Annotated in this window: 11 protein-coding genes; 3 read left to right on the top strand and 8 right to left on the bottom strand. The window is 40.8% G+C overall.

Annotation, left to right across the window (positions count from 1 at the left end):
• Positions 1-189: 189 nt before the first annotated feature.
• The 8 genes from JCM9152_RS14970 to JCM9152_RS15005 form a co-directional block, all read right to left on the bottom strand.
• On the bottom strand, positions 190-1,248 hold the full coding sequence (locus tag JCM9152_RS14970) for a TRAP transporter substrate-binding protein (protein WP_035345897.1): 1,059 nt from the start codon (positions 1,246-1,248) through the stop codon (positions 190-192).
• Between the two features lie 25 nt (positions 1,249-1,273).
• Entirely contained in the window at positions 1,274-2,362 is a 1,089-nt protein-coding gene (locus tag JCM9152_RS14975) for a sialidase family protein (protein ID WP_035345899.1), read from the bottom strand.
• Between the two features lie 25 nt (positions 2,363-2,387).
• Positions 2,388-3,131, bottom strand: a complete 744-nt coding sequence (locus JCM9152_RS14980; protein WP_035345901.1) for an SDR family NAD(P)-dependent oxidoreductase — start codon at positions 3,129-3,131, stop codon at positions 2,388-2,390.
• A 14-nt stretch (positions 3,132-3,145) separates the two neighbouring features.
• Positions 3,146-4,150: a 4-hydroxythreonine-4-phosphate dehydrogenase PdxA gene (pdxA, locus tag JCM9152_RS14985; RefSeq protein WP_035345903.1), complete on the bottom strand. Its 1,005-nt coding sequence runs from the start codon at positions 4,148-4,150 to the stop codon at positions 3,146-3,148.
• Between the two features lie 15 nt (positions 4,151-4,165).
• The gene (locus JCM9152_RS14990; protein ID WP_035345905.1) at positions 4,166-5,332 is read right to left on the bottom strand and encodes an iron-containing alcohol dehydrogenase; all 1,167 of its coding nucleotides are present in this window, start codon (positions 5,330-5,332) and stop codon (positions 4,166-4,168) included.
• A 12-nt stretch (positions 5,333-5,344) separates the two neighbouring features.
• A complete protein-coding gene (gene dapA, locus JCM9152_RS14995) occupies positions 5,345-6,235 on the bottom strand; it encodes a 4-hydroxy-tetrahydrodipicolinate synthase (RefSeq protein ID WP_035345907.1) in 891 nt (296 codons plus the stop codon).
• Entirely contained in the window at positions 6,236-7,522 is a 1,287-nt protein-coding gene (locus tag JCM9152_RS15000) for a four-carbon acid sugar kinase family protein (protein ID WP_035345909.1), read from the bottom strand.
• A 611-nt stretch (positions 7,523-8,133) separates the two neighbouring features.
• The gene (locus JCM9152_RS15005; protein WP_035345911.1) at positions 8,134-9,921 is read right to left on the bottom strand and encodes a sigma-54-dependent transcriptional regulator; all 1,788 of its coding nucleotides are present in this window, start codon (positions 9,919-9,921) and stop codon (positions 8,134-8,136) included.
• 329 nt (positions 9,922-10,250) lie between these two features.
• Here JCM9152_RS15005 and JCM9152_RS15010 point away from each other — a divergent pair, with 329 nt between their 5' ends.
• The 3 genes from JCM9152_RS15010 (at position 10,251) to JCM9152_RS15020 (ending at position 23,605) form a co-directional block, all read left to right on the top strand.
• On the top strand, positions 10,251-11,390 hold the full coding sequence (locus JCM9152_RS15010) for a response regulator (protein ID WP_035345913.1): 1,140 nt from the start codon (positions 10,251-10,253) through the stop codon (positions 11,388-11,390).
• A 432-nt stretch (positions 11,391-11,822) separates the two neighbouring features.
• A complete protein-coding gene (locus tag JCM9152_RS15015) occupies positions 11,823-12,929 on the top strand; it encodes a response regulator (protein WP_035345915.1) in 1,107 nt (368 codons plus the stop codon).
• Between the two features lie 821 nt (positions 12,930-13,750).
• On the top strand, positions 13,751-23,605 hold the full coding sequence (locus JCM9152_RS15020; RefSeq protein WP_035345917.1) for a Cna B-type domain-containing protein: 9,855 nt from the start codon (positions 13,751-13,753) through the stop codon (positions 23,603-23,605).
• Positions 23,606-23,685 lie beyond the last annotated feature (80 nt).

Raw genomic sequence — 23,685 nt, forward strand, 5'->3', positions numbered from 1 at the left:
TCCACACCTCCTTGAAAGAGAGAATAATGGTGTAGGCTGGAATAACGTGTTGTAGTGGAAGAGGATACTCATGCATACATGGTCGTACTCGCTGCGAGCACCGAAAACGTTGATTGATCCTTTTTCAGTGGCTTTCGTGGCTACCACTGCCGAGTCCCACTAAACACTTCTATCCCAGCCTCCTATTACTTAATTGAAAATATCATTAATGACGTCGACAACACCGAATTCTTCGGCCAAGTCATTCATTTGAATTCTAGAGATTTCGATCAACTCTTCACGATCTGGATCTGTGAACGTGACTCCGAATTCCTCCTCTAATGTGAGTGCATCTTCATCTGCTTGTTCAAAGGCTTTAGCGATATACTCAGGTTGAACAATTTCTGCAGCCCGCTGTATCGCTTCTTTATGTTCTTCACTTAATGATTCGTATCGATCATTGTTCATGACGATAAACCCTAATGTTAAGTTGTGTTGTGTTCTAGCTACGTAATCACCTACTTCACCGAAACGTTGCTCAATCATGGCATCGAGGCTATTCTGAGAACCTTCTGCTACACCTGTTTGAAGGGCAGAATATACTTCATTAAAATCAATGGTTGTCGGGTTAGCACCTAGGTTTCTCCACCAAGTCATTTCTGCTGTTCCTCCGCCACTTCGCATGGCACGACCTTCTAAGTCAGCCGCCGATTCGATTGGGAACGTGCTAATAATGTTTCGTTCTAGGCCGCCTGCATACATGACAGTCTTTAGTCCAGGATTTTCAACTAGTAAGTCTTCAAAGTAGGCAAGACTTCCTGGAGTGTTGACAATTGATTCATAATGCTCTTGATCTTCGAAAAGGTAATTCGTACTTAATATATCGAAGACGGGGTTCTGTTCAGCAAACCAACCCGTATCTGAATAGATCATGTCGATATCACCTGTTATGACAGATTGGTAAAGGCTAGATGCATTTCCAACTGTACCGCCAGTATGAACGGTGAAGGTAATTTCTCCATTGCTTTGCTCCTCAATCTCTTCAGAAAATGCAATCAATGTTTGTGCTAATAGAGCATCCTGTGGATTGATTGTGGCAGCGACTAATTCAACCGTTTCACCAGATGCAGTAGTATCTGTGTCTTGACCATCTGAGTTATCATTTGTAGCGCTTTCATTTGAATTATCACCACAAGCGACGATGATCATAGAAACGAGAACGAAAGTGACAGCTAACATTATATGTTTGACATTTAACCCTTTTTTCATTGTAAATCCCCTCCAAATGGTTTAATTAAATTAGATCTTCTTCAGATAGAACAACATGCTTAATGTATTGACGTAAATAAGTGAATGTCACATGAATGTCTCCGTTGTGGTCTTGCTTGATCGAAGGGTAGGAGAATTCAGGCTTGTGCTCTAACTCTTTACTATCTACAATCGAATGCACAGGCCCCCAAGTTTGCCCGTCGTCTTGAGAAATAGCAATAGATAATGGGTTACGGATCACTCCCCAAATCGCCTCTGATTGCTTAGTAGCAGAAACACCAACCTTGTCCATGTCACTTGGGTCAAACCAAGGAGGACGGTTTTCTTCTGGTGGACTCTGCGCGGCATTGATGTTGTTGAAAACGAGAGCCAGTCGTCCGCTCGTTAATTTCACAGCTTGGATAGACGCATTATTATTTGGCAAGTGAATCGGTGCTGGTCGACTCCAGCTACGACCGAAATCTTCCGAAACCGTTCGGTAAATTGCATCGGCTTTTCGACTGCGGAATAGTCCAACAAGTCGCTGTCCTTCGGTAGGGACGATAGATAAGTGAACGAGTCCAACACTACCTTCAATTTTGTGTTCGGTCCATGTTGCACCAGAATCCTTTGAAATCATCACAACACTGAAATCATTATTCAAGAACCCATCCGTCGATTTAAGGCAATAATAAGCAGGAAGGATTATTTCACCGCTCTCTGAAATGATCGGAGGGTGCCTGACGAACGTACCACTTGTATCAAATAACGATTTTATGCTGCTCCATGTTTGGCCATCATCGGTAGATGTCGAATAACGAACAACAGAGGAGTCTTGATGGACAGCATATTGAGCAGTATAGATTAACCAAAGCTCACCGTTAGGGTTCCTGAATAGAATTGGGTTTTGTTCAGAGCGCGTTGGATCATCGGATACGACAATCGGCTTACTCCATTCTTTCTCTTGTTGTGAAAAGCGCGACACCATGACTGAAATATCCGCCTTTCCTTCTCTTGACCCTCCAAACCATGCACATAACAAGTCATTGTTTTCTAATACCATCAAATTGGATGCATGATTGTGAGGAAATAATGTTGGGAGATTGTACTCCTCTTTAATAAGGTGACTGAGCATTCTTCTTCCTCCTTATCGTCATAGTTTAGTTAATATACGTACCACCGTTAATATTGATCGTTTCACCTGTTATAAAGCTTGATAAATCTGATGCGAGAAATAGAGCAGCTCCGGCAACATCACTAGCTTTCCCTAATCGTTTGAGAGGGACATTTGCTAGTACTTTATCTCGGTAGTCGCTTGTCCATTGACCAACCATATCGGTTTCAATTGGACCTGGTGAAAGCCCATTAACAGTAATGTTATATGGGGCCATTTCTAAGGCAAGGTGCTTCGTCAAATAATCAACAGCTGCTTTTGAAGCGCCGTATGATGGGGAAGCATTTCTATGGCCAGATTTCGCTGTAGATGAGCTGATGTTAATGATTTTGCCTGCGCCTCTATCGATCATGTGAGGGAGCACGGCCTTTGAAAAATACAAATTTCCGTTTAAATTAATGTCGATTGTTCTCTGCCACTCTTCTATGTCCATGTCTAACGTGCTAGATCGAGCATTCACTCCAGCATTATTAACGAGGACATCGATGTGTGAATATCGATGGATTGCCTCTTCCACGATTAACTTAGCGGTTTTGGGGTTGGATACGTCTCCTGCTATTGAAATGCAGGATGCTGTATGTTGTAATGCTTCTCTCTCTACGTCTTCTAATAGGTCTTTATTTGTACCGTTTAGGACAAGGTTGGCACCATGTGAAGCGAAGGTTAGGGCGATTTCCTTGCCAATTCCTCTACTGGCGCCAGTAATAATCACGGTTTTATTTGCTAACATGACATCACAACCTCTTAGTTCAGATTTTCCTTCGGAGCCATTTCGGCTGCTGATAATAAGGCGGATATCATACTTCGCTCATCTGCTATCTGTTTGCCGGCTATATCAAATGCTGTTCCATGATCAACAGAAGTCCGAATGACGCCACTTTTTAACCCTACGGTAATATTCACGCCTTCTTCTAATCCTAATACCTTAATTGGAACGTGCCCTTGGTCGTGGTAGCAAGCGATAACGATGTCGAAATCGCCTTTTGCGGCTCGGTAGAATAAGGTATCGGCGGGGTAAGGACCGGTTACGTCGATCCCTTCCCTTGAGGCACGGTCAATACCTGGGATAAGTTTCTCTTCCTCTTCACCGTTGCCGAATAGACCATTTTCCCCAGCATGTGGGTTAATCCCGCAAACAGCGATTCGTGGCTGAGCGTAGCCTGCTGAACGTAACACTTGCTCAGCAAGCATAATGACTTGATAGGTTCGTTCTGGTGTAATAGAACGAATCGCCTCGATTAAGCCGACATGTGTCGTTAAATGAATGACCTTTAAATTTGGTGAGCTTAACATCATCGAATAATTTTTCGTTTCGGTCAGTTCAGCTAATATTTCAGTGTGACCAGGGTAGATGTGACCGCCCTTGTGTAACGCTTCTTTATTTAGAGGTGCGGTCGAAATTCCTTGGATGTGCTTCTTTTTGGCCAAGTCGATCGCTTTTTGTAAAAATTGAAAAGCAGCATCTCCGGCGACTGCGGATACTTCTCCATAAGGTAAATCACTTGGAAGGAGGTCTAAGTCTAGGCAATCAATCGTACCAAAAGAGAAAGTGGCCTCATTGACATCTTGAATCGTATGGATGGCTTGAGTACCATTTAACTGCTTCATTTCTCGTTCAAGTATTTTTTTATCGCCGATAACAAATGGGCGACATACGTCATAGATGGTTTGATTATTTAAAGCTTTGCATATAATTTCTGGCCCAACACCAGCGCAATCCCCCATTGTAATTGCGATGATCGGTTTCATGTAATCACCTCCATTTTAAGGTAGTAATTTCCTGTAGATATTCTCCATATCTTCTAATGAAAGCTCCTTGGGGTTATTGTTTAATAACCTTGTTACTTTAGAAGCGGAGACGGCAAGCTCTTTAAGGTCTTCTTCTTTCACTCCATAGTCTGATAGGTTTTGAGGGATGTTTAATGTAGCTGTCCATTCCTCAATCACTGTAATCACTTCTTTGGCGATGGTTTCCTTGCTCTTATTCGTAATCGAGATGCCCATCGGTTCAGCGACTAAATATAGACGATCAATTATCGCATCCATATTAACATTCATGACGTGGGGGAGTAGCATTGAATTAGCTTCTCCATGCGGAATGTGATATTTCCCCCCTAGTGGATAAGCTAGTGCGTGTACCGCGGCTGTTCCTGCGGCAGTTAATGCCATTCCTCCATACATGGAGCCGACTAACATGTTTTCTCTTGCTTGAACAGATGAACCGTTCTCATACGCTTCCACAATGCTTGAAGAAATAAGGCGAATCGACTCAAGTGCAAACATATCGCTAAAAGGATTGGCTTTGTTTGAAATGAATGATTCTAGTGAATGTGTAAAGGCATCCATACCAGTTGCAGCTGTAATAGGCTTAGGCAACCCTAACGTTAGTTCAGGATCCAAAATGACTAAACTCGGTAATAAGTGCCTACTGACAATACCAACCTTTAATTCTTCTTCTGGAAGAGTGACAATCGCATTAGGTGTCACTTCCGATCCTGTACCAGAGGTGGTTGGAATGAGTACGGTTGGAATACCTGGCTCTTTGACAAGATCTGTTCCGAGCATGTCTGAGATCGATTGGTTATTTGTCATTAAAACAGAGAGAATCTTTGTGGCGTCTAATACACTTCCACCACCGATTCCGATTATAAGGTCGTAAGCTTTTGCAGAAACATCATGATAAACAGCTTCAATATTTTCAAGAGTCGGCTCAGGTAAGATGTTCGTATTCACTTCAATGGTTGTTTCGGGTGAAGCTAACTGTTCTTGAAGAATATCAATAAACCCTAGATTTTTGATCGTATCCTGTGTCACGATTAATACGGACGTTAATGACGGTGTAAAGGAAGCAACCTTCTCTTTTACTGAATAAATAGAGCGTTGCCCTGAAACAATCATATCTGCTGTAATAAATTGATAAGTCATACTCATCTTCCTCCTTCGTTATTCGTTCCTTTCTGACTTTAGCTCGCGTAAGACGTTTGATAGCTTCTGTGCAATGGTTGAATCAGCTGCAGCAACAGGTGATTTCGGAGGACCTGCTTCATATCCGTTTACTTCAACTGCCTTTTTCACAACAGAAGGAATGGTACCTAGCTTAAACAAATCTCGTAGTGGATTGACACTTTCTTGTGCTCGTTCCGCTGCCTCTATATTGCCTGATTTCCAATGCTTATAAATAGAAGCAATCTGTTCAGGAATGATATTGGCTGTTGCAGCTACAGCACCTGTACCACCTGCTTGAAGAGTTTGCAGAATTAATGAATCCGTTCCGGCTAAGACGACAAAGTCTTGGTCATTTGTCATTTGAATGTATTGGTTAATGTTTTCAAAGTTACCGCTACTATCTTTAATCCCTACAATATTTTCGATGGAAGCCAGTTCCTTCACAGCTTCAGGCTCTATGGATACCCCTGTTTTGGAGGGGATGTTATAGATTAGAATCGGTAATGTTGTGTTTGCTGCAATCGTTTTATAATGATCAATCAATTCTTTCTGAGAAGGCTGAATAAAGTAAGGTGTAATAACAGAAAGAACATCGGCGCCAGCTTGTTCTAATTTGTGGCTAAGTCGAATCACTTCTTCTGTACTATTGCCTCCAGCTCCGACGATTAATGGGACTTTACTATTAGCCTCATGAGAAACCATTTCAGTGAACGCTATTTTCTCTTCTTCAGAAAGCATATGGAACTCTCCATTGGTTCCTAGAATGAATAAGCCGTGAATCGATTGTTGCAGTAAGTAGCGTGTAAGTGAAATCGTTGCAGTTCGATGTAATCGTTGTTCTTTGTCTAATGGTGTAATCATTGCCGGTATGATGCCATGGATATTCATTTATGCACCTCCTAAAACGTAATAGGATCTAAGCAAGGAATCTATCTTTCCAAATCCTCCTGCTTTTGTCACTGTTAATATGTTGTACTTTCCCGTTAATATTCCGATTGGTATACCTTCCTCTACTTCATCTAATAGGTGGAATTGGTTTGATTCGATATGCTCCGCCACTTTTTTTGCTGTATCACCACCTGTAAATAATGCTCGTTCTATTGAAATGTCTTCGATGATCATACGGACGAGCTCGCCGATAGAGCTTGAAATATAATCACTCACTTGTACGGATGAAAGGTTACGTTTCTTCCCGATCTCACGGGAGGATTGAATATCTTCTGGTGCTGCTGATGTGTATAGGACGATGTTCGCATGCTCCTGCAATAGGCGAATCGCTTCTTTATATGCTTGGTGGAGCGTCTGTTGTTTCAGTTCTTTTGAGTGGAGAAGACTTGTTGTGTTAAGTTCAATCCCCTTTATATTGGAATGGGCTAAAAGGTGTTCCAGTTGATCTCTAGTCCTTTCATGAACGCTACCAACTGCCAATAAAATCCGTTCGTCACGGCGTCCTTCCTTCGCTAAGTCGCTTACCTTTTCAGTCGCTAAATGATCTGCTAGCTGTTCTGCCATACCAGCTGAACCACACCATATAAATGGTTCGGCGTAATGATTCATGTACTGAAACAATGTTTTTAGATGGGCATTGGTTTCTGCATCACAAATCATGAACTCGACACCGTTCTCTCGTAATAATGCTAGCTTTTTATGAAAAGCTTCTTTATCTAGATATAAGTCTTCAAGCGTGATCATATCAGCTAAACGATTAGATGAATGTTCGATTAACGCTTTAATAGAAGAGCTATGAATAGGCGTACTCACATCTCTGGCAAAATAGGTTTCTTCGAGAGGTGTATCTTCAACGAAAATATGCCCATTTTTTACAAAACGATGATTATCTGGATATGATGGGGCAATAATGATGAATTTTGCATCGCTATTATCTAAAAGAGCATCAAGCTCTGAACCAACATTTCCTCTCATGGTTGAATCGATTTTTTTATAAATCGTATCAAACTCGTATTGTTTTGCTAGTTTTAAAGCTGATTGTACTTTCTGATAAGCTACATGCCTTTGTGATGAACGACTATCTGTGTCGGTCACTAATACTTCAATATGCTTGGATAAGCTCACGTTTTCATGCATCAGTACAGATGTCGTTAACTGTTTTTTGGCAAATTGAACACCTGCGTCATTGGCTCCAGTGAAATCATCAGCTATAATTAGTGCTTTCATCTTTTCACCTCCTAGTCAGTTAAGCGCTTTCAAGTTATTCATACTATAAAATAGCTACTACGATCATTTCAACAAAAAAATAAAAATAATTTAATTAAATTATTTTATTAACTAAAATGTTGCAAAATAAAACAATTATCATTCGTATGAAAGACTTATTACGTACGATCTTCTGTATCAAATGATGAGGGGGCGGGCTTTTGCGTTCGCGGAACGGAACGTCATTCCGTTAATTAAGGGAATGGCAGCGTTTATGTGTAAAAAGTGGAACGTCATTCCGTTAATAGCTCAAAAGAAGAGACAAACGTAACGTGGAAGGTCAAATAGCGGAATGAGGTTCCGAAAGGACAGAGAAAAAGAGCTTTATGAAGGAAATAACGGAATGAGGTTCCGTCGATGAGGGTGAATTTAGGTTACGAGGAGGCCGCTGAAAAAGTTCTTTCTAGTAACTCAAAGGAGAGTAATGGCTCCGCTCGTTGCGCGCTTTGCTATGAGAACCCCACTCATAGCAAGGCTTTCAAAATCGGGCAACGGCTACGCGCATTACTTACAGGCCACTGAAAAAGTGAAAATCACACTTTTTCAGTGGCCTTGCTTCATGATTTTCTGTATTAACTGTTCATTTTTCTCCATAATGTTGACCGATTAAGTCCTAATCTCTTAGCTGCTTTGGATTGATTATTGTTTTCTTGGAGATATACTTCCGAGATGATATCCTTTTCAATTTTCTCCATCGGTTGATGTATATTAACGGGGAAAAACGATTGATTGCCATATGCGCGTTCTTTCTGAATCGTTTTTAGGGTGTGCTCTACATCATGAATGTAGACGTCGTTTGTTTGTTTGACTAATTGTTTGATAGCTAGTCTAAGTTCAACCATGTTTTCATACCAAGGATGGTTCTCTAATCGCTCCATCGCTTTATCATCAACACCAATTACTTGTTTCCCATATTGCTCATTAAAGTACAGAATAAATGTACGAACAAAGTGAGCTAACCTTTCCGTTCGTTTTCTTAAAGGTAGAAAGTAAAAGAGTTGATTTCGTACTTGTTCTGCAAGCTGTGTATCTAAGCCTGATTGTTCTTTTTCTAATAAATCGCGATCACCAACGAAAGAAAAGACTGTTTGGAAAGAGGCACCGGCTATCGCTTCGGACAATCTTTTTTGCTGGTTTTTCGACAGTTTTTCTATGTTGCAGAAATGAACAATATTTCTCTCTTGAAAGGTTTTAAGTAATTTGATTACGCGATTAAACGTACTCGTTTGGGGTTGGTGAAACCGAATTTCTGTAATGGTTTCAAAGGATTCGGCCGCTTTATCTAAAAGGATTTTGAGAAACATTCGTTTGCCTGTACCACGCTCACCTAAAATCGTGAAGGGAGAACGTGTACCGCGGTTTATGATCTCTTCCAGTGCTGTCGTATACATAGGGTCGATTGAAATGAGCTGTGGGACACTCTCCATATTCGGATCAGAGAAAATAATGTCCACTTCAGCATCGCCATTAGAATGGTAACGGCTAAGTTCAACATAATGGTAGGGTGTTAAATCTGAATCGCTCACTCTCCCAATGTTCATAAGATAAGGCGGTTTAAATTGATTGTCCTCAATGAAGAAGTGGACGGGAACACCTTGAAAATCATCCTCAAAAACAATGGAGGATGGATGATAAATGGTGAAAAAGTTGAGCTTTTTTATGTGTGAGTCGAGCTGCCTTTTCAATGCTGTGTTTGCGAAATGTAGCTGTCCATTTAGCTTAATAAGAGCCACAGGGTTAGTTAGTTGATTCAGTAAATGATGATATACCTCGGCTTGTGAAGAGTGTTTTTTGATTTCCGATTTTAATGTTCTTGCCTTTTGGAAGGCTTCTTCAACAGATTCTTTCCCTGAAGTAATCAGAACGCCTTGCAACCCTAGCGAAGTTGCGAGCCTGATTGTTACTGCGTCACCTACGATAATGTATATTCCGAGTTTTTGTAGCTCCTTTAGCGTGTCCATCACGTCAGCTTCTTTCTGAACGACACGATATTCTACGTCAATTTGGATAACGGAGGATACAGCTTTAAAGCTATGAATGACGTTTTCAAAGCCGACCATTCCGATTTTTACATTGTAGCTTTTTAATAATGTTAAGATTCGTAAGATGTCATAGCCTGAGATACTAATATCAATGACAGGTATGTTTGTATTTTTTCTGAGAAGGTTGGCAGTTCCTCCTCTACTAATAATAACGTCGAAGTCTTCACCTGCTTTTGCGTAATCATCGAGCAATGATTTACTTTGATCTAAATCAGCAATGTGGCTTTTTATGGTAAAATCACTTAATTGCTGTTGCATAGATTGAATAAGCTCTGCAAGCCCCTTGTAAGGTGCGATAAGAAGTACTTTTGTTTTCATTTCAGACCTCCTGTTGCATATTTAGGCAATTATTGTTTTATATATAGATAATTTCAATTATACATAAAAGATGTTTTAAAATATAGTGAAAGCGGTTAATAGTTCGCGACATAATGAAATTTCTATCTCATAATGAAAGGCGGGTATGATCATGGCTACTATCTTCCTTTTTCTTCAAGTGTTAAGAATACAGTCAATTCATTACAACCTAGGTAGTGTCGATTCATCTAACGCCAGTGCTTGTCCCCTCTCTTGAAGAAAGAAATTATTGATGTATAGATTCACCTATACCTTCGATAGAAAAAATGGTAGGATATTGCTAATATAGAATGAATAGATTATGGGTGAATGCGATGATACGTGCTGTACTAATAGATGATGAACCGTTGGCAATTCAGCTACTTCAAAGTAAGTTGGAAGCGACCAAGGAATATGAAATTGTTGGCACATATGCTTCAGAAAGTGAGTTACGAGCGAAAGTAGACGATCTAGATTTTGATGTTGCATTTATTGACATTAATTTAAAGGTGACGAGTGGGATGGATCTTGCTGAATTTCTGCTTTCGAAAATGGATAACCTACAAGTCGTATTTGTGACATCCTATGAAGAGTATGCGGTGAGAGCGTTTGAACTGCATGCGGTTGATTATTTATTGAAGCCAGTATTGGATGAACGATTAATTAAGACGACGAAACGATTGAAGGAGGCGATGGTCCTCCTCCATTCTGAAGCTCGTGAGGTGGTGCACGAACCTGTTCGCATTTACAGTTTTCTAGAATTAATGGTGTATCGTCATAAGGAGCTTGTGAATTGGAAGACGGGCAAGGTGAAGGAATTGTTTGCTTATTTGTTTACGTATCATGAGCAATATGTGGATCGTGATTTGATAATTGAAGCATTATGGCCAGATGAAGATTATAAGAAGTCTAAGATCCATTTGCATACGTGTGTGTACCATTTGCGGAAGCTTCTGCAGTCATTAGGGTTTCATCAGGCGATTTCCTTCTCGGATAAATGTTATTCACTGTCTCTCATTAACGTTCAAAATGATGTTGATGAATGGCAAGCTTTAATGAGTGAATTTGACCGTGACCCGGATAGGTTTTCGATTCACCAATTTGACCGTGTTCTACACTTGTACAGAGGGAAATACTTAGAGCGGAATGATTATGATTGGGCGAGAGATCGATCTTTTACGTATCAGTATAAGATGGACCAGTTTTTAAACGTCATGAAGAAGAAATACAAGGAGCAGCACGAAAGAGCATTAAAATGTATAATGCTTCTTTCTGAAGAAGACCCATATTCGGAGGAGTTGCTGAAGGAAGAGCTTGATCATTTGCGGGCAATGGGTCAAGTAGCAGAAGCGAAAGCGAGATACCATGAATTTAGTTTGAGGTTAAGGAGTGACCTTGGTCTTGAGACTTCTGACTCTCTAATGAGTTATTACCGCACATATTTTCAATGATGAAACAATGAACGAGAGGCTAGGACAAAAGTGGTTTAACTAAAAGAAAAGCCGGGCAATGATAGATGGTGGACGTAAACCGCTCCTGAAATATACTTCGCTTTCCGCGGGAAGCCGGTGAGCCTCCTAGTGCTCGCACTGCGGGGTCTCATTCTTGGCTTTCCATCCCGCAGGAGTCTGCGTATATTTCATCCGCTACGTGTATCTTTTGTTCGGGTTTCCCAGATAGACACTTTAGTTAAGTCCTAGTCTCTTTCGTGATGATGTTCTTAGATGAATGCTCACTTTGGTAAAAGGCAGGCCCTTTCGAATTGGACCTTTCGACACTGTTATCTACCAACACAGATTCCGAAATAAACGATAAGGAATAGAATGGGCACAGACACAATGATTACATAACGACTAAGAGGCTTACAGGTAGGTGGGGTAATAATGATAAGAGCGATTCTAATAGATGATGAGCCACTTGCGATTCAAGTGTTAGAAAGAAAGCTTGAAGAGACAGGAGAATATGAAATTGTGGCGACCTTTCAATCAGAACTGGAATGGAAGGGAAGCATAGATGATCTGCAGTACGATGTGGCCTTTGTTGATATTCAATTGGTTGGCAGTAACGGACTTAACCTCGTTAGGGAGATGCAAGCTACAAATAAGGAGTCATTATGCATCTTTGTGACGGCGTATGAGGAGTATGCGGTGAACGCATTTGAAATCAATGTCCTTGATTATTTATTGAAACCCGTCTCAACAAATCGACTTAAGACAACGACTGAACGGATACATAATGAGCTGGAGCTACGTGGGTTAAAGGCTATGGAGGAAAAAGCTCATTCAATACAAATTAACCTTTTTCAAGAGTTTTCCGTCTATTACGAAAAGAAGCTAGTTCATTGGAAAACGAGCAAAGTAAAGGAATTATTTGCCTATTTACTTACGTATCACAATCAATATGTTGAACGAGATATGATCATTGAAGCACTATGGCCTGGCGAAGATTATCAAAAGTCTAAAAGGCATTTACATACGTGTATGTATCACTTGAGAAAAAAACTCAAATCGATCGGCTTTGATCATGCGGTTACGTTTTTGGATAAACGTTATTTACTTCAGATAGAGACGTCTACTGACGTTGATGAATGGAAAAAGGCAATGAACGATTTACATGAACAACCGGATTCGGTTGAACCATTTAATCGTGTATTAACCTTGTATACGGGGAAATATTTGGAGCGTGATGATTATGAGTGGGCGAAGGAGCGTATGCAGGCTCATCACTTTCAAATGATAAGCGTGATGGTGAAGATGAAGAACTATTACTCTGATAGAGAGCAATTGGAGGAAACGAGTCAATGCTTGAATGTTCTGATGAAAGAAGACCCTTATTCTGAGGAGTTGGTTCAAGAAATGATGGGCATTCTCAGACGAATGGGACGGCGGGCAGATGCGGTTTCGCTGTACGAGGCATTTGCGGAGCGCCTGCAGACCGACCTGCAGCTTAAGCCGTCTGCTAGATTGAGGGCTTTTTCTAAAGGGATTTAGGTAAGACGTGTGACTGAAATTAATAGGGTTATTCTAAAAGGTTGTTACGCTTTTAGGATAACCCTATTGGCGTTTCTAATGCATGCTTTGTGCTGAGAATAGGCGCGAGATTCATGAATGACATTTTCCATGGAATCGGAGATCACACTTTAGAAGGATGACCTATTTATGTAGAAATGGCGAATGAGGACGCTTGTATAATAGATAAACACAAAATTCCTAATAATGAATCTATCGTACTAGGGATCTTATAGAAGAATGTATGATTTGTATAGAATTTCATGAAATAAGGACTTAAGAAACCTTTCCATAGTAATGACATGGAAAGGTTTTTCGTGGTTAAGAACGATCAAATAGTGATAGATTGTGAATTCACATATCAGGTTTAAGTGATTTTTAAGCGTCCGTTGATAAAGTAGGTGAGTAAAAAAATAAAAGAATAGGTGGTGATCAACGTCCATGCTTATGCGGTTATCGAAGGTAGCGATTGAATGATACGTATGAGTGAAGATGGTGCACCATGGAAAAGACAACAACTAAACATGACCGGTGACTTACTGTTTGGATGAGGATAGAACATTCTGAAGTGTAAGACAATCTAGGGTGCTTAAAGGGGATGGAGATTTGGATCACCTTACATGATTGTCGAGGCCATTGAAAATGTAACAGTGGCTCCACTCATTGCAAGTCAAAACAGGGCAAAGACTGCACTTGTTATTTAAAGACCACTAAACAATGAACATCACATTTTAGTGGTCTCTTTGAGAAGTGTTGGTCTACATAGTACGAGAAAAATGATTGAAGAGAGGGATAGGATCATAATGAAAAAAATCTTAAACGTGCTGCTGATTGTTGTATTAGTACTGCAGACAATGACTGGTAGTATTATGTTGCCGTCATTTGCTGCGGCTAATGACGATGAGGAAACGATCTTTCAGGCAGTGACAATAACGGATGTGGACGGTAATGAAATCGGTGTAGATGAATCAAGCGAGCAGGATGTCATCGTGCATGTTGATTGGTCTATTCAAGGTCTAGAAGTGAGTGAAGGGTATCAAGAAGCATTAAGCTTACCAGACGAGCTTGTCATAGCACATGATCAGACCGTTGAATTGATCTTTGAAGAGCAAGAAGTCGGTATCGTTCATGTGAGTGACGATCAAACGGTTACAGTGACATTCCATGAAGTGATTGAAGAAATGCCTGGAGCGGAAGGGTCGTTTGATTTCGAGGCTGTCTTTGTTCCAGCAACAACAGAAGACGTAGAAACAATCGATGAGGAAGTTGAGGAATCTTTAGAAAGTGAATTAGCAGAAGACGAAGAAATGACTGAAGAAGACGCTGAGGAAGTGGAACATTCAGAAGAGGTAACAGAAGACGCGGATGAAGCAGAAGCGCCGAAAGAGGAAGCTGAGGGTGACGAGTCAGAAAGTGACTTACATAGCTCTTCGATGTCTACGATGAGTGGTGCAGGAGAAATTACGGAGAACATTATTACGGGTGTTACGTTAAGTATAGGTGAAGGTGAAGAATTAGAACCACTTGAGGATGGAGACTTGATTGTTGTTAAATATCCATATGAAGAAAAAAAATATGAGTTAGTATATGAGTTTGAGTTACCGAATAATCATGGATATGGTGCTGGTGCGATATACACAATTGAAGTACCGGAGATGTTTGAGATTCCGCAAATACATGTAGATGAGGCTATAGATTTAGCGCGTGTGGATGGAGTTGTTTTTGGTAAATTCCATACGGACGGTAATAACGTGATCATTACATTTAATGAAAATATCGAAGAGCGCTCTGATATTAGAGGTGAGATAGAGCTTAGCTCTAATTTCGACGCTGATTATGATGGGGTAGCTGATGGAGATGTCATTACTTTTCCGATTGGAGGGGAAGATACGTTAGAGTTCCCGATTAAGTTTATTCGACATGCGAATGCGATTGATAAACAAGGTGTGGGTAATAGAGGTTACAATACTGAAACGATTACATGGACCGTAGATGTTAACAAAAATTTACAAGAGATTGAGAATGCGACCTTGACTGATGTGATTGAAGAAGGGGATCATTCATTTGTTGATGGTTCATTACGAGTGTATGAGTTAGTGATGAATGCGAATGGGACAGTGGACGAGGCGATCGAAATAACGATGGATCACGATTTTGAAGTATCGGCGTTTCCAGAGTTAGAGCTAGGGTTTATCGATTCTGCCTACCGCTTTGTCTATGAAACGGAAATCAATGATGATACTGGTACTACGTATCGAAATAACGCAACATTAGATGGGGATCATATGGATCTTCCCTCTACTACAAACGCATCAGTGGTTGTTACTCGTGGTCAACCACTTGAGAAAGATTCGATCGATTATGATAATGTTTCCCAAACGATCACGTGGGAAGTGAGATATAATTTTGATGAGAAGGCTATATCACAAGGTGATGCGAAGCTGACCGATGTGTTTGGTGATGACAATCAACAGTTAATTGAGGGTAGCTTTGAGGTTATCGCTGTTGAAATTGATCCAGATACAGGAGATGAAATAGGGGAATCGGTGGTTAGTCCAAGTGATTATGAAATTACCGAAACATCAGAAGGATTTGAACTTCAATTTAATAATGACATTAACCAAGCTTATAGAATTGTTTATCAAACGACAGCGATTGATCGTGTAGCAGAAAATGTTAATGTTATGAATACCATATCAGATGAATTCGAAAATGATTCAAGCGCTGAACAATCGATTAGCCAAGGGATCTTCATTAAATCTCACGACTCTACCGATTATGCATCAAAGGAAACGAATTGGTCGATTGTGATTAATCGTGATGAGCATGTGATGGAAAATGTCGTGTTCAGAGATACATTGCCAGTAGGGTTCACTTTAGAGGATATTGACGTGAATCATGGAGATTATGACTATGATTATAATGAAGGGACTAGAGAAATAGTCATTACGTTTAATGGCACGATTACAGAGCAAGTAACTATTCATTATACGACTTCAATCGATTTTGATGTTGCAGATAGAAGTAGCAACCATACGAATAACGCCCATTTGGAGTGGATTCCTGAAGGCGAGGAAGACACTGTGGAGCGGACAGCTACAGCAACGTTTACGCCTGATGATTATACGCAGGATAATGGCTTTAAACATGGTTCTTACAATTTAGAAACGAAAGAGATTACGTGGACGATTGGTGTGAACTATAACAACGAAACACTTGATGGTGTGGTTATTGAAGACTTTATTTTAGGTGATCAGAACTTTGATATTAGTGATGTGCGAATTTATGAAATGGAGTTAACAGAAGGTGAGAATGACTATGGGGTTGGTGCTGATGTAACGGGTGATTTTGATATTAACCCAGCAAGTGGCCCTGAGGATGAAGATGGCTTTACGGTTTCTTTAGGTGATATTACAGGACCGTATATCATTGAATATACAACAAATCTTGTGGGTGAACATGTTGCAGCGACATACAATAATGAAGCGGTCGTTTCAAGTGACAACAAAGATCCCATAGAGTTGGGAGCTACTGTGAATCCAACTTACGGTGGAGAGTACGTTAACAAGAGAGGTCAGCAAAACACTGATAACGGTCGAATTGTCAATTGGTCGATTGATCTAAACTTTAGTCAATCGAGAGTGATAGACTATGAAATTGTTGATATGCTAAGTGCAAACCAAACGATTAGACAAGAGACATTTACTGTATATGGAACAACGGTGAATGGTAATAGTATCGTTAAAGATGAATCTACAGTATTAGAAGAAGGTACCGATTACGAGGTAGAGTTTACAGAGGATGAGGATACAGGACAGGAATCTTTTACACTCATATTTACGCGTGAAATTGAAGAAGCGTATATGTTAGAATATGACAGTTATATCTTGTATGAAGGCGATGGAAACTATAGGAACTCAGCCAATGTAAGCGGAGAGATCCCTGGTGATGAGACGCAAACAAGTGATAATGTAGACACGAGCATTTCCTTCAATAATATATCAGGTAGTATTACTGGTGAGGTTGGCTCATTGCAAATTACGAAAGTAGATGCGGAAGATGAGAATGTAACACTCGAAGGTGCTGTGTTTGAACTGTGGGATGAATTTGGTGAAGTGTTATTAAAGACAGCTGAGACAGATGAAGACGGGATTGCTACGTTTACGAATTTACTGTATGCGGACTATCAGTTAAAAGAAACAGAAGCACCAGAATTTTATGTTGTTGGCATTGAAGATCAACAACAGGTTACGGTCAATGATGAAACTGTAGCAGATGGCATAACGATCGAAAATGAAAAGATCAAACAACATTTTGAGCTTACTAAGGTTGATGATGTTGATGGGACGCCATTAGAAGGCGTTGAGTTTGAACTGTATCAAGGTTCATATCCTGATGGAACTTTGGTTGCTGAAACGTATATAACGAATTCAGAAGGTGAAATTCTGATTGAACATTTACCAGGTGGAAATGCTGATGAAGGCTTGCCAGCAGGGGATTATTATTTAATTGAAACGGCAGCGAAAGAACATTACGAACTTTCAACAAATCCGATCATCTTTACGATTAATCAGGATCAGACGGTAGTTACTACTGAAACAGTAGAAAATTCACTGACGCCAGGAAGTCTAATTTTTGAAAAAGTAGATAGTGAATCAGGTGAACATTTAGAAGGTGCGGTATTTACCTTAGAATATCTTGATTATGATGGAAATGACTATGATACAAGCAGAACACTGACGACAGACGATGATGGAAGAGTGGAAGTAGATGATCTAAGACCAGGGAATTACAGACTGACCGAACAAACACCTCCACGTGGCTATGAATTTTCAGCTGATATAGAGGAAGAGTTTGAGATTGTGGAAAGTCAGACAACTGCAATAGATTTAGGTCAATTTGGTAATGAGGTCAAAACAACGAATCTAACTTTGACGAAGGTGGATGCTATAGATAGTAGCATAACTTTAGCAGGTGTTGAGTTTACGTTAAGCTATGTCGGTGATGACTACGTGATTGCTGATCAAGTCGACGAAACGGATTCAAATGGCGAAATCACTTTTGAAGACTTGAAGCCAGGAGAGTATCATTTAATCGAAACGGCTGTACCAGATGATTATGGTTACATTCAACATAGTGATCCTATTCAAGTAACTGTAACGATTGATGATGTTCATGATGAGATAGATGTTGTGCATACAGTTACAAACGACCCTTTCAAAGAGGTTGTTTTAACAAAGGTGGATAGTGAATCTGGTACGTCTTTAGCAGGAGCGCTCTTCAATCTATTAGATGAAGAAGGTAACATGATCAGAGAGGATTTAGAAACAAACGCTCAAGGTGAAATTCGTATTACAGGGCTTGCGCCAGGGGAGTATACGTTTGTCGAGACTCGAGCTCCATTAGGTTATAATATGGGAACTGATAATGACGGAACGTTTAGCGTTACAGGTAGCGAAACAGAGACTGAATTAGAGCCAATTCCATTCTCTAACGATATTATTACAGGCTCTGTAGAAATTACTAAAGTAGATGCTGAAGATAATGATATTCTACTTGAAGGTGTCGCATTTACGTTAGAAAGTGTCGATTTAGTTAATGGTGGGGATCCTGTTTTAGAGACTGGTTTGACAACAGATGCTGATGGGAAACTAGTCATTGATGACCTTCGTCCAGGAACATACCAATTGACGGAAACAACCGCACACGATGGTTATCAATTACACTGGCAGCAACCAATTGAATTTACAATTGACTTAGCTGATGAAGATGGTGTTAGTCATGAACATGAGCTTACTGTTGAAAACTATCAGTTAGTCGACATTGACGTAACAAAGCAATGGAATGACAATTGGATTGATGATGAGAACGATGCTGAACGTCCAGATTCGATTACAGTCATACTCCTACAAAATGGATCAGAGCTTGACACTCAGGAAATCGATGAAGAGTCTAACTGGACACATGAATTTACAGGTTTAGATGCAGTTGATTCTGAGGGTGATCCGTATGAGTACACAATCGAGGAACTAGATGAGAGTGGATACGAATCAGAGATCGAAGGTTCAGTTGAGGACGGATTTGTTATTACGAATACAGCGAAAACGACAAGTCTAGAATTGACAAAGCAAGATTCCATTAATGGTCAACTCTTAAGTGGAGCTGAATTTACTTTAGAGTATCCAAATGGTACGACCACTCAAGGAACGACAGAGGAAGATGGTACATTAACGTTTGAAAATTTACAACCGGGTGTATATACGTTAACCGAAACAACAGCACCAGAGGGGTATATTGCAAACAGTACATCAATTGAGATTACCGTATCACTGGATGATGTAGAAGGTGAAACGGTTATTACAAGAACGATTACCAATGCCCCGTTTGCGAATGTAACTTTTACTAAAGTAGACGCCGAAACCGAAGTGGTTCTTACAGGTGCGGAATTTAAAGTTATTGATGCAGATGGTGAGGATGTTGAAGGATTTACTGATCTTTCAGTAGAAAGCGATGGCACGCTTAGCATTACAGGCTTACCAGTCGGAGATTATAAGCTTGTTGAAACAGCAGCACCGACAGGATACGAATTAAGTACGGAAGAAGTTGAATTTACTGTATCAGCGGACGCAGATACAGAATTAATAGAGTTAGCTGACTTTGACAACGAAATTACTAGAGGCTCTGTTACGTTTACGAAGCTAAATGATGAGAACGAAACATTGGCAGGCATAGAATTTCTGTTAGACAGTACGGAATTGGTTAATGATGTGGACGATGCTTATTCGGTAACGCATTACACGGACGAGGATGGCATCATGCTTGTCGAAGATTTGCGTCCAGGGACATATACATTTACTGAAATATATCCAGATGGTTACCAGCATTACACAGGGGAAGACTTAACATTTACTATTGATCCAGTTGACGGTGACACTGCTATTGATTTTGGTGAAGTAATCAACTATGAACTTGTCGATATCGAAGTGACAAAAGTATGGCAAGATGATCATAATGCAACAGGGGATCGTCCAAACGATTCTGGTATAGCCATTGAATTGTATCGACAAATAGAAGGTGGTACAGAAGATTTCGTTGAGTCAGTCACATTGACAGAGGCAAATGTTCAGGATGACGATGATCATGTATGGTCATACACGTTTGCTGATTTGGATGCCGTGGATGCTGACGGTCTTCCATACACATACTCAGTAGCGGAAGCTTCCGTTCCAGCAGGCTATGAGGCAGAAGTTGATGGTTATACGATTATTAACACGCTCACAGGTACGACAGATATTGAAGTAGAAAAAGTATGGTTAGATGATAACCAAGTATCTGAACGTCCAGATGAGATTACGTTAAAGCTCTTCCAAAATGGCGAGGAGTTGGAAGAGGAAGTCGCCATTGTGGTAAATCCGGGTGATGGTGGTCATTGGTTCTATACATTTGAGGATCTACCAGCTTTTGATGAGGAAGGTCAAATGTATGAATATACGATCGAAGAAGAGCCAGTTGATGGTTACGAGCAACAGTCACTTACAGGAAATATGGAAGATGGCTTTGTGATGACGAATGTTCGAGTTGGCACGACAGATATTGAGGTAACGAAAGAGTGGCTTGATGGTGAGGGTGAAGATCGTCCAGAAGAGATTACGGTATATCTTGTACAGAATGATGAGTTATTACCATTCGATGAGGCACAAGTAAGCTTAGAAGATGGTTGGACGTATACCTTTACGAATGTACCCGTGTACGATGATCAAGGTGTAGAATATACGTACACAATTGTAGAAGAGGAAGTAGCAGGATACGAAACGTCGATCGACGGCTATGACATCACGAACCTTCGAGTGGGTACGATTGATGTCGAGGTAACAAAGACATGGCGTGATGATAACCTAGCTGATCGTCCAGAATCGATCACCGTGAACGTACTACAAAATGGGATTGTGTTGGAAACAGAGGACATCACAGCTGATACGGATTGGGAGCATACGTTTACCGACCTACCTGAGTTTGATAGCGAAGGTGTTGCGTATGAATACACTGTGACTGAGCACGATGTTCCAGGCTACAATTCAGAAGTAGATGGCTATGAGATTACGAATACACGATCAGAGGAAAAGTCGATTGCCGTGACAAAGGGTTGGTTAGATGATGATTCAGAAGACCGCCCGGAATCGATCACTGTGAACCTTCTGCAAAATGGCAATGTGTATGAAACAGTTGATATTACAGAAGAGGAAGACTGGACCTATGAATTTGAGAATTTAGCTGCGTATGATGATGCGGGTCAAGCAATTGAGTACACGATCGAAGAAGAGCCGGTAGACGGTTATGAAACGACAATCGCTGGCTATGATATTACGAACCTCCGAGCGGGGACAACATCGATTGAAGTGACGAAAGCATGGTTAGATGGTGTTGAGACTGACCGTCCAGAATCGATTACCGTTTACCTTCTACAGGATGGTGAGGAATTCGATGTAGCTCAAGTAACAGCAGAAGCTGGTTGGGCGTATACATTTACGGATGTACCATTGTACGATGACCAGGGTGTAGAATATACGTACACGGTAGAAGAAGAGCCAGTAGCAGGCTACGAAACGTCGATCGACGGCTTTGAGATTACAAATCTTCGAGTAGGAACGATCGATGTCGAAGGAACGAAAACATGGCTCGATGACAACTCAGATGAGAGACCAGCAACGATTGAAGTGAATCTTCTACAAAATGGTGAGGTCATAGCTGTTCAAGAGGTATCGGGGGATACGGATTGGCAGTATAGCTTCACAGATTTAGATCAGTTTGATGACGAAGGAGTTGCTTACTCTTATACAGTGGAAGAGGAGCCATTAGACGGCTATGACATCACGAACGTCCGAGTTGGCACAACGTCGATTGAAGTGACGAAAGAGTGGATTGATGGTGAGGGTGAAGATCGTCCAGAATCGATAACGGTGTACTTGCTGCAAAATGGAGAAGCAGTATCTGAAGCAACGATAACAACCGCTGATGATTGGGCGTATACATTTACGGATGTACCATTGTACGATGATCAGGGTGTTGAATATACGTACACGATCGAAGAAGAGCCAGTAGCTGGATACGAAACGTCGATCGACGGTTTTGAGATTACAAATCTCCGTGTTGGAACGATTGATGTGGAAGGAACGAAAACATGGCTCGATGACAACTCAGATGAGAGACCAGCAACCATTGAAGTAAATCTTTTGCAAAATGGTGAGGTGATAGCTGTTCAAGAGGTATCGGGGGATACGAATTGGCAGTACAGCTTCACAGATTTAGATCAGTTTGATGACGAAGGGGTAGCTTACGTCTATACGGTAGAAGAAGAGCCAGTAGACGGTTATGAAGCGACAGTAGACGGTTACGACATCACGAACCTCCGAGTCGGCACAACGTCTGTTGAGGTGACGAAAGAGTGGATTGATGGTGAAGGTGAAGATCGTCCAGAATCGATTACGGTCTACTTGCTGCAAAATGGAGAAGTAGTAACTGAAGCAACGATAACAGCAGCTGATGATTGGGCGTATACATTTACGAACTTGGCGAAATACGATGATCAAGGTGTGGAGTATACGTACACAGTAGAAGAGGAAGAAGTAGCTGGCTATGAGGCTTCGATTGACGGCTATGAGATTACGAATTTACGAGTTGGCACAATTGATGTAGAGGTAGCAAAGACATGGCGTGATGATCATCCAGGGGATCGTCCAGAAGAAATCTTTGTGAACTTACTACGAAATGGTGTTGTCGTCGATACAGCAGAAATCACTGCTCAGACGGATTGGGAGCATACGTTTACGGATCTAGCTAAGTTTGATCGTGAAGGTATAGCGTATGAATACACTGTGACAGAGCACGATGTTCCAGGCTATCATTCAGAAGTAGATGGCTATGACATTACGAATACACGCTCAGAGGAAAAGTCGATCGTTGTCACAAAAGGTTGGTTAGATGATGATTCAAAAGACCGTCCGATATCGATTACTGTGACACTCCTGCAAAATGGGAATGTGTATGAAACAGTTACTATTACGGAAGAAGACGGTTGGACCTATGAGTTCGCGAACTTAGATGCTTATGATGCTACAGGTCAGGCGATTGAGTACACGATCGAAGAAGAGCCGGTAGAAGGTTATAAAACGACTATCAATGGCTTTGACATCACGAACCTAAGAGTAGGCACAACGTCTGTTGAAGGAACGAAAACGTGGGTGAATGATACGCCAGAAGATCGTCCAGATTCAATTGTCGTTGTTCTTTATCAAAATGGCATCGAATTAGAAACAAAAACCGTGACACGATCGGATAATTGGCAATATAGCTTTATGGACTTGCCGAAATTTGATGATTCTGGTGTTGCGTATGAGTACACGATATCGGAAATGGATGTGGATGGCTATCGTTCAGAGGTGGACGGTTATAACCTCATTAATACGTTCATACCGATTGCTCCAGAAGAAGAGGAAGTCCAAGAGGTCATATCAGATGTAACGGATACGACTGAGGAGGATGGGGGAACGCAATTACCTTCAACAGCAACGAACCTCTTTAATATTGTTCTATTTGGAGCAGGATTCATCGCTTTGGGATTGTTGATCCTAATGATTGCTCGAAGACAAAGAAAAGCATAATGCTGAATAAGAGAGAAGCTTTCACACGGTTATGACTTGTGTGAAAGCTTTTTCTTTTACTATGGAAAAGGGTGCAGAGT

This window comes from Halalkalibacter hemicellulosilyticusJCM 9152 (assembly GCF_000513115.1).
Taxonomy (GTDB): domain Bacteria; phylum Bacillota; class Bacilli; order Bacillales; family Bacillaceae_D; genus Halalkalibacter; species Halalkalibacter hemicellulosilyticus.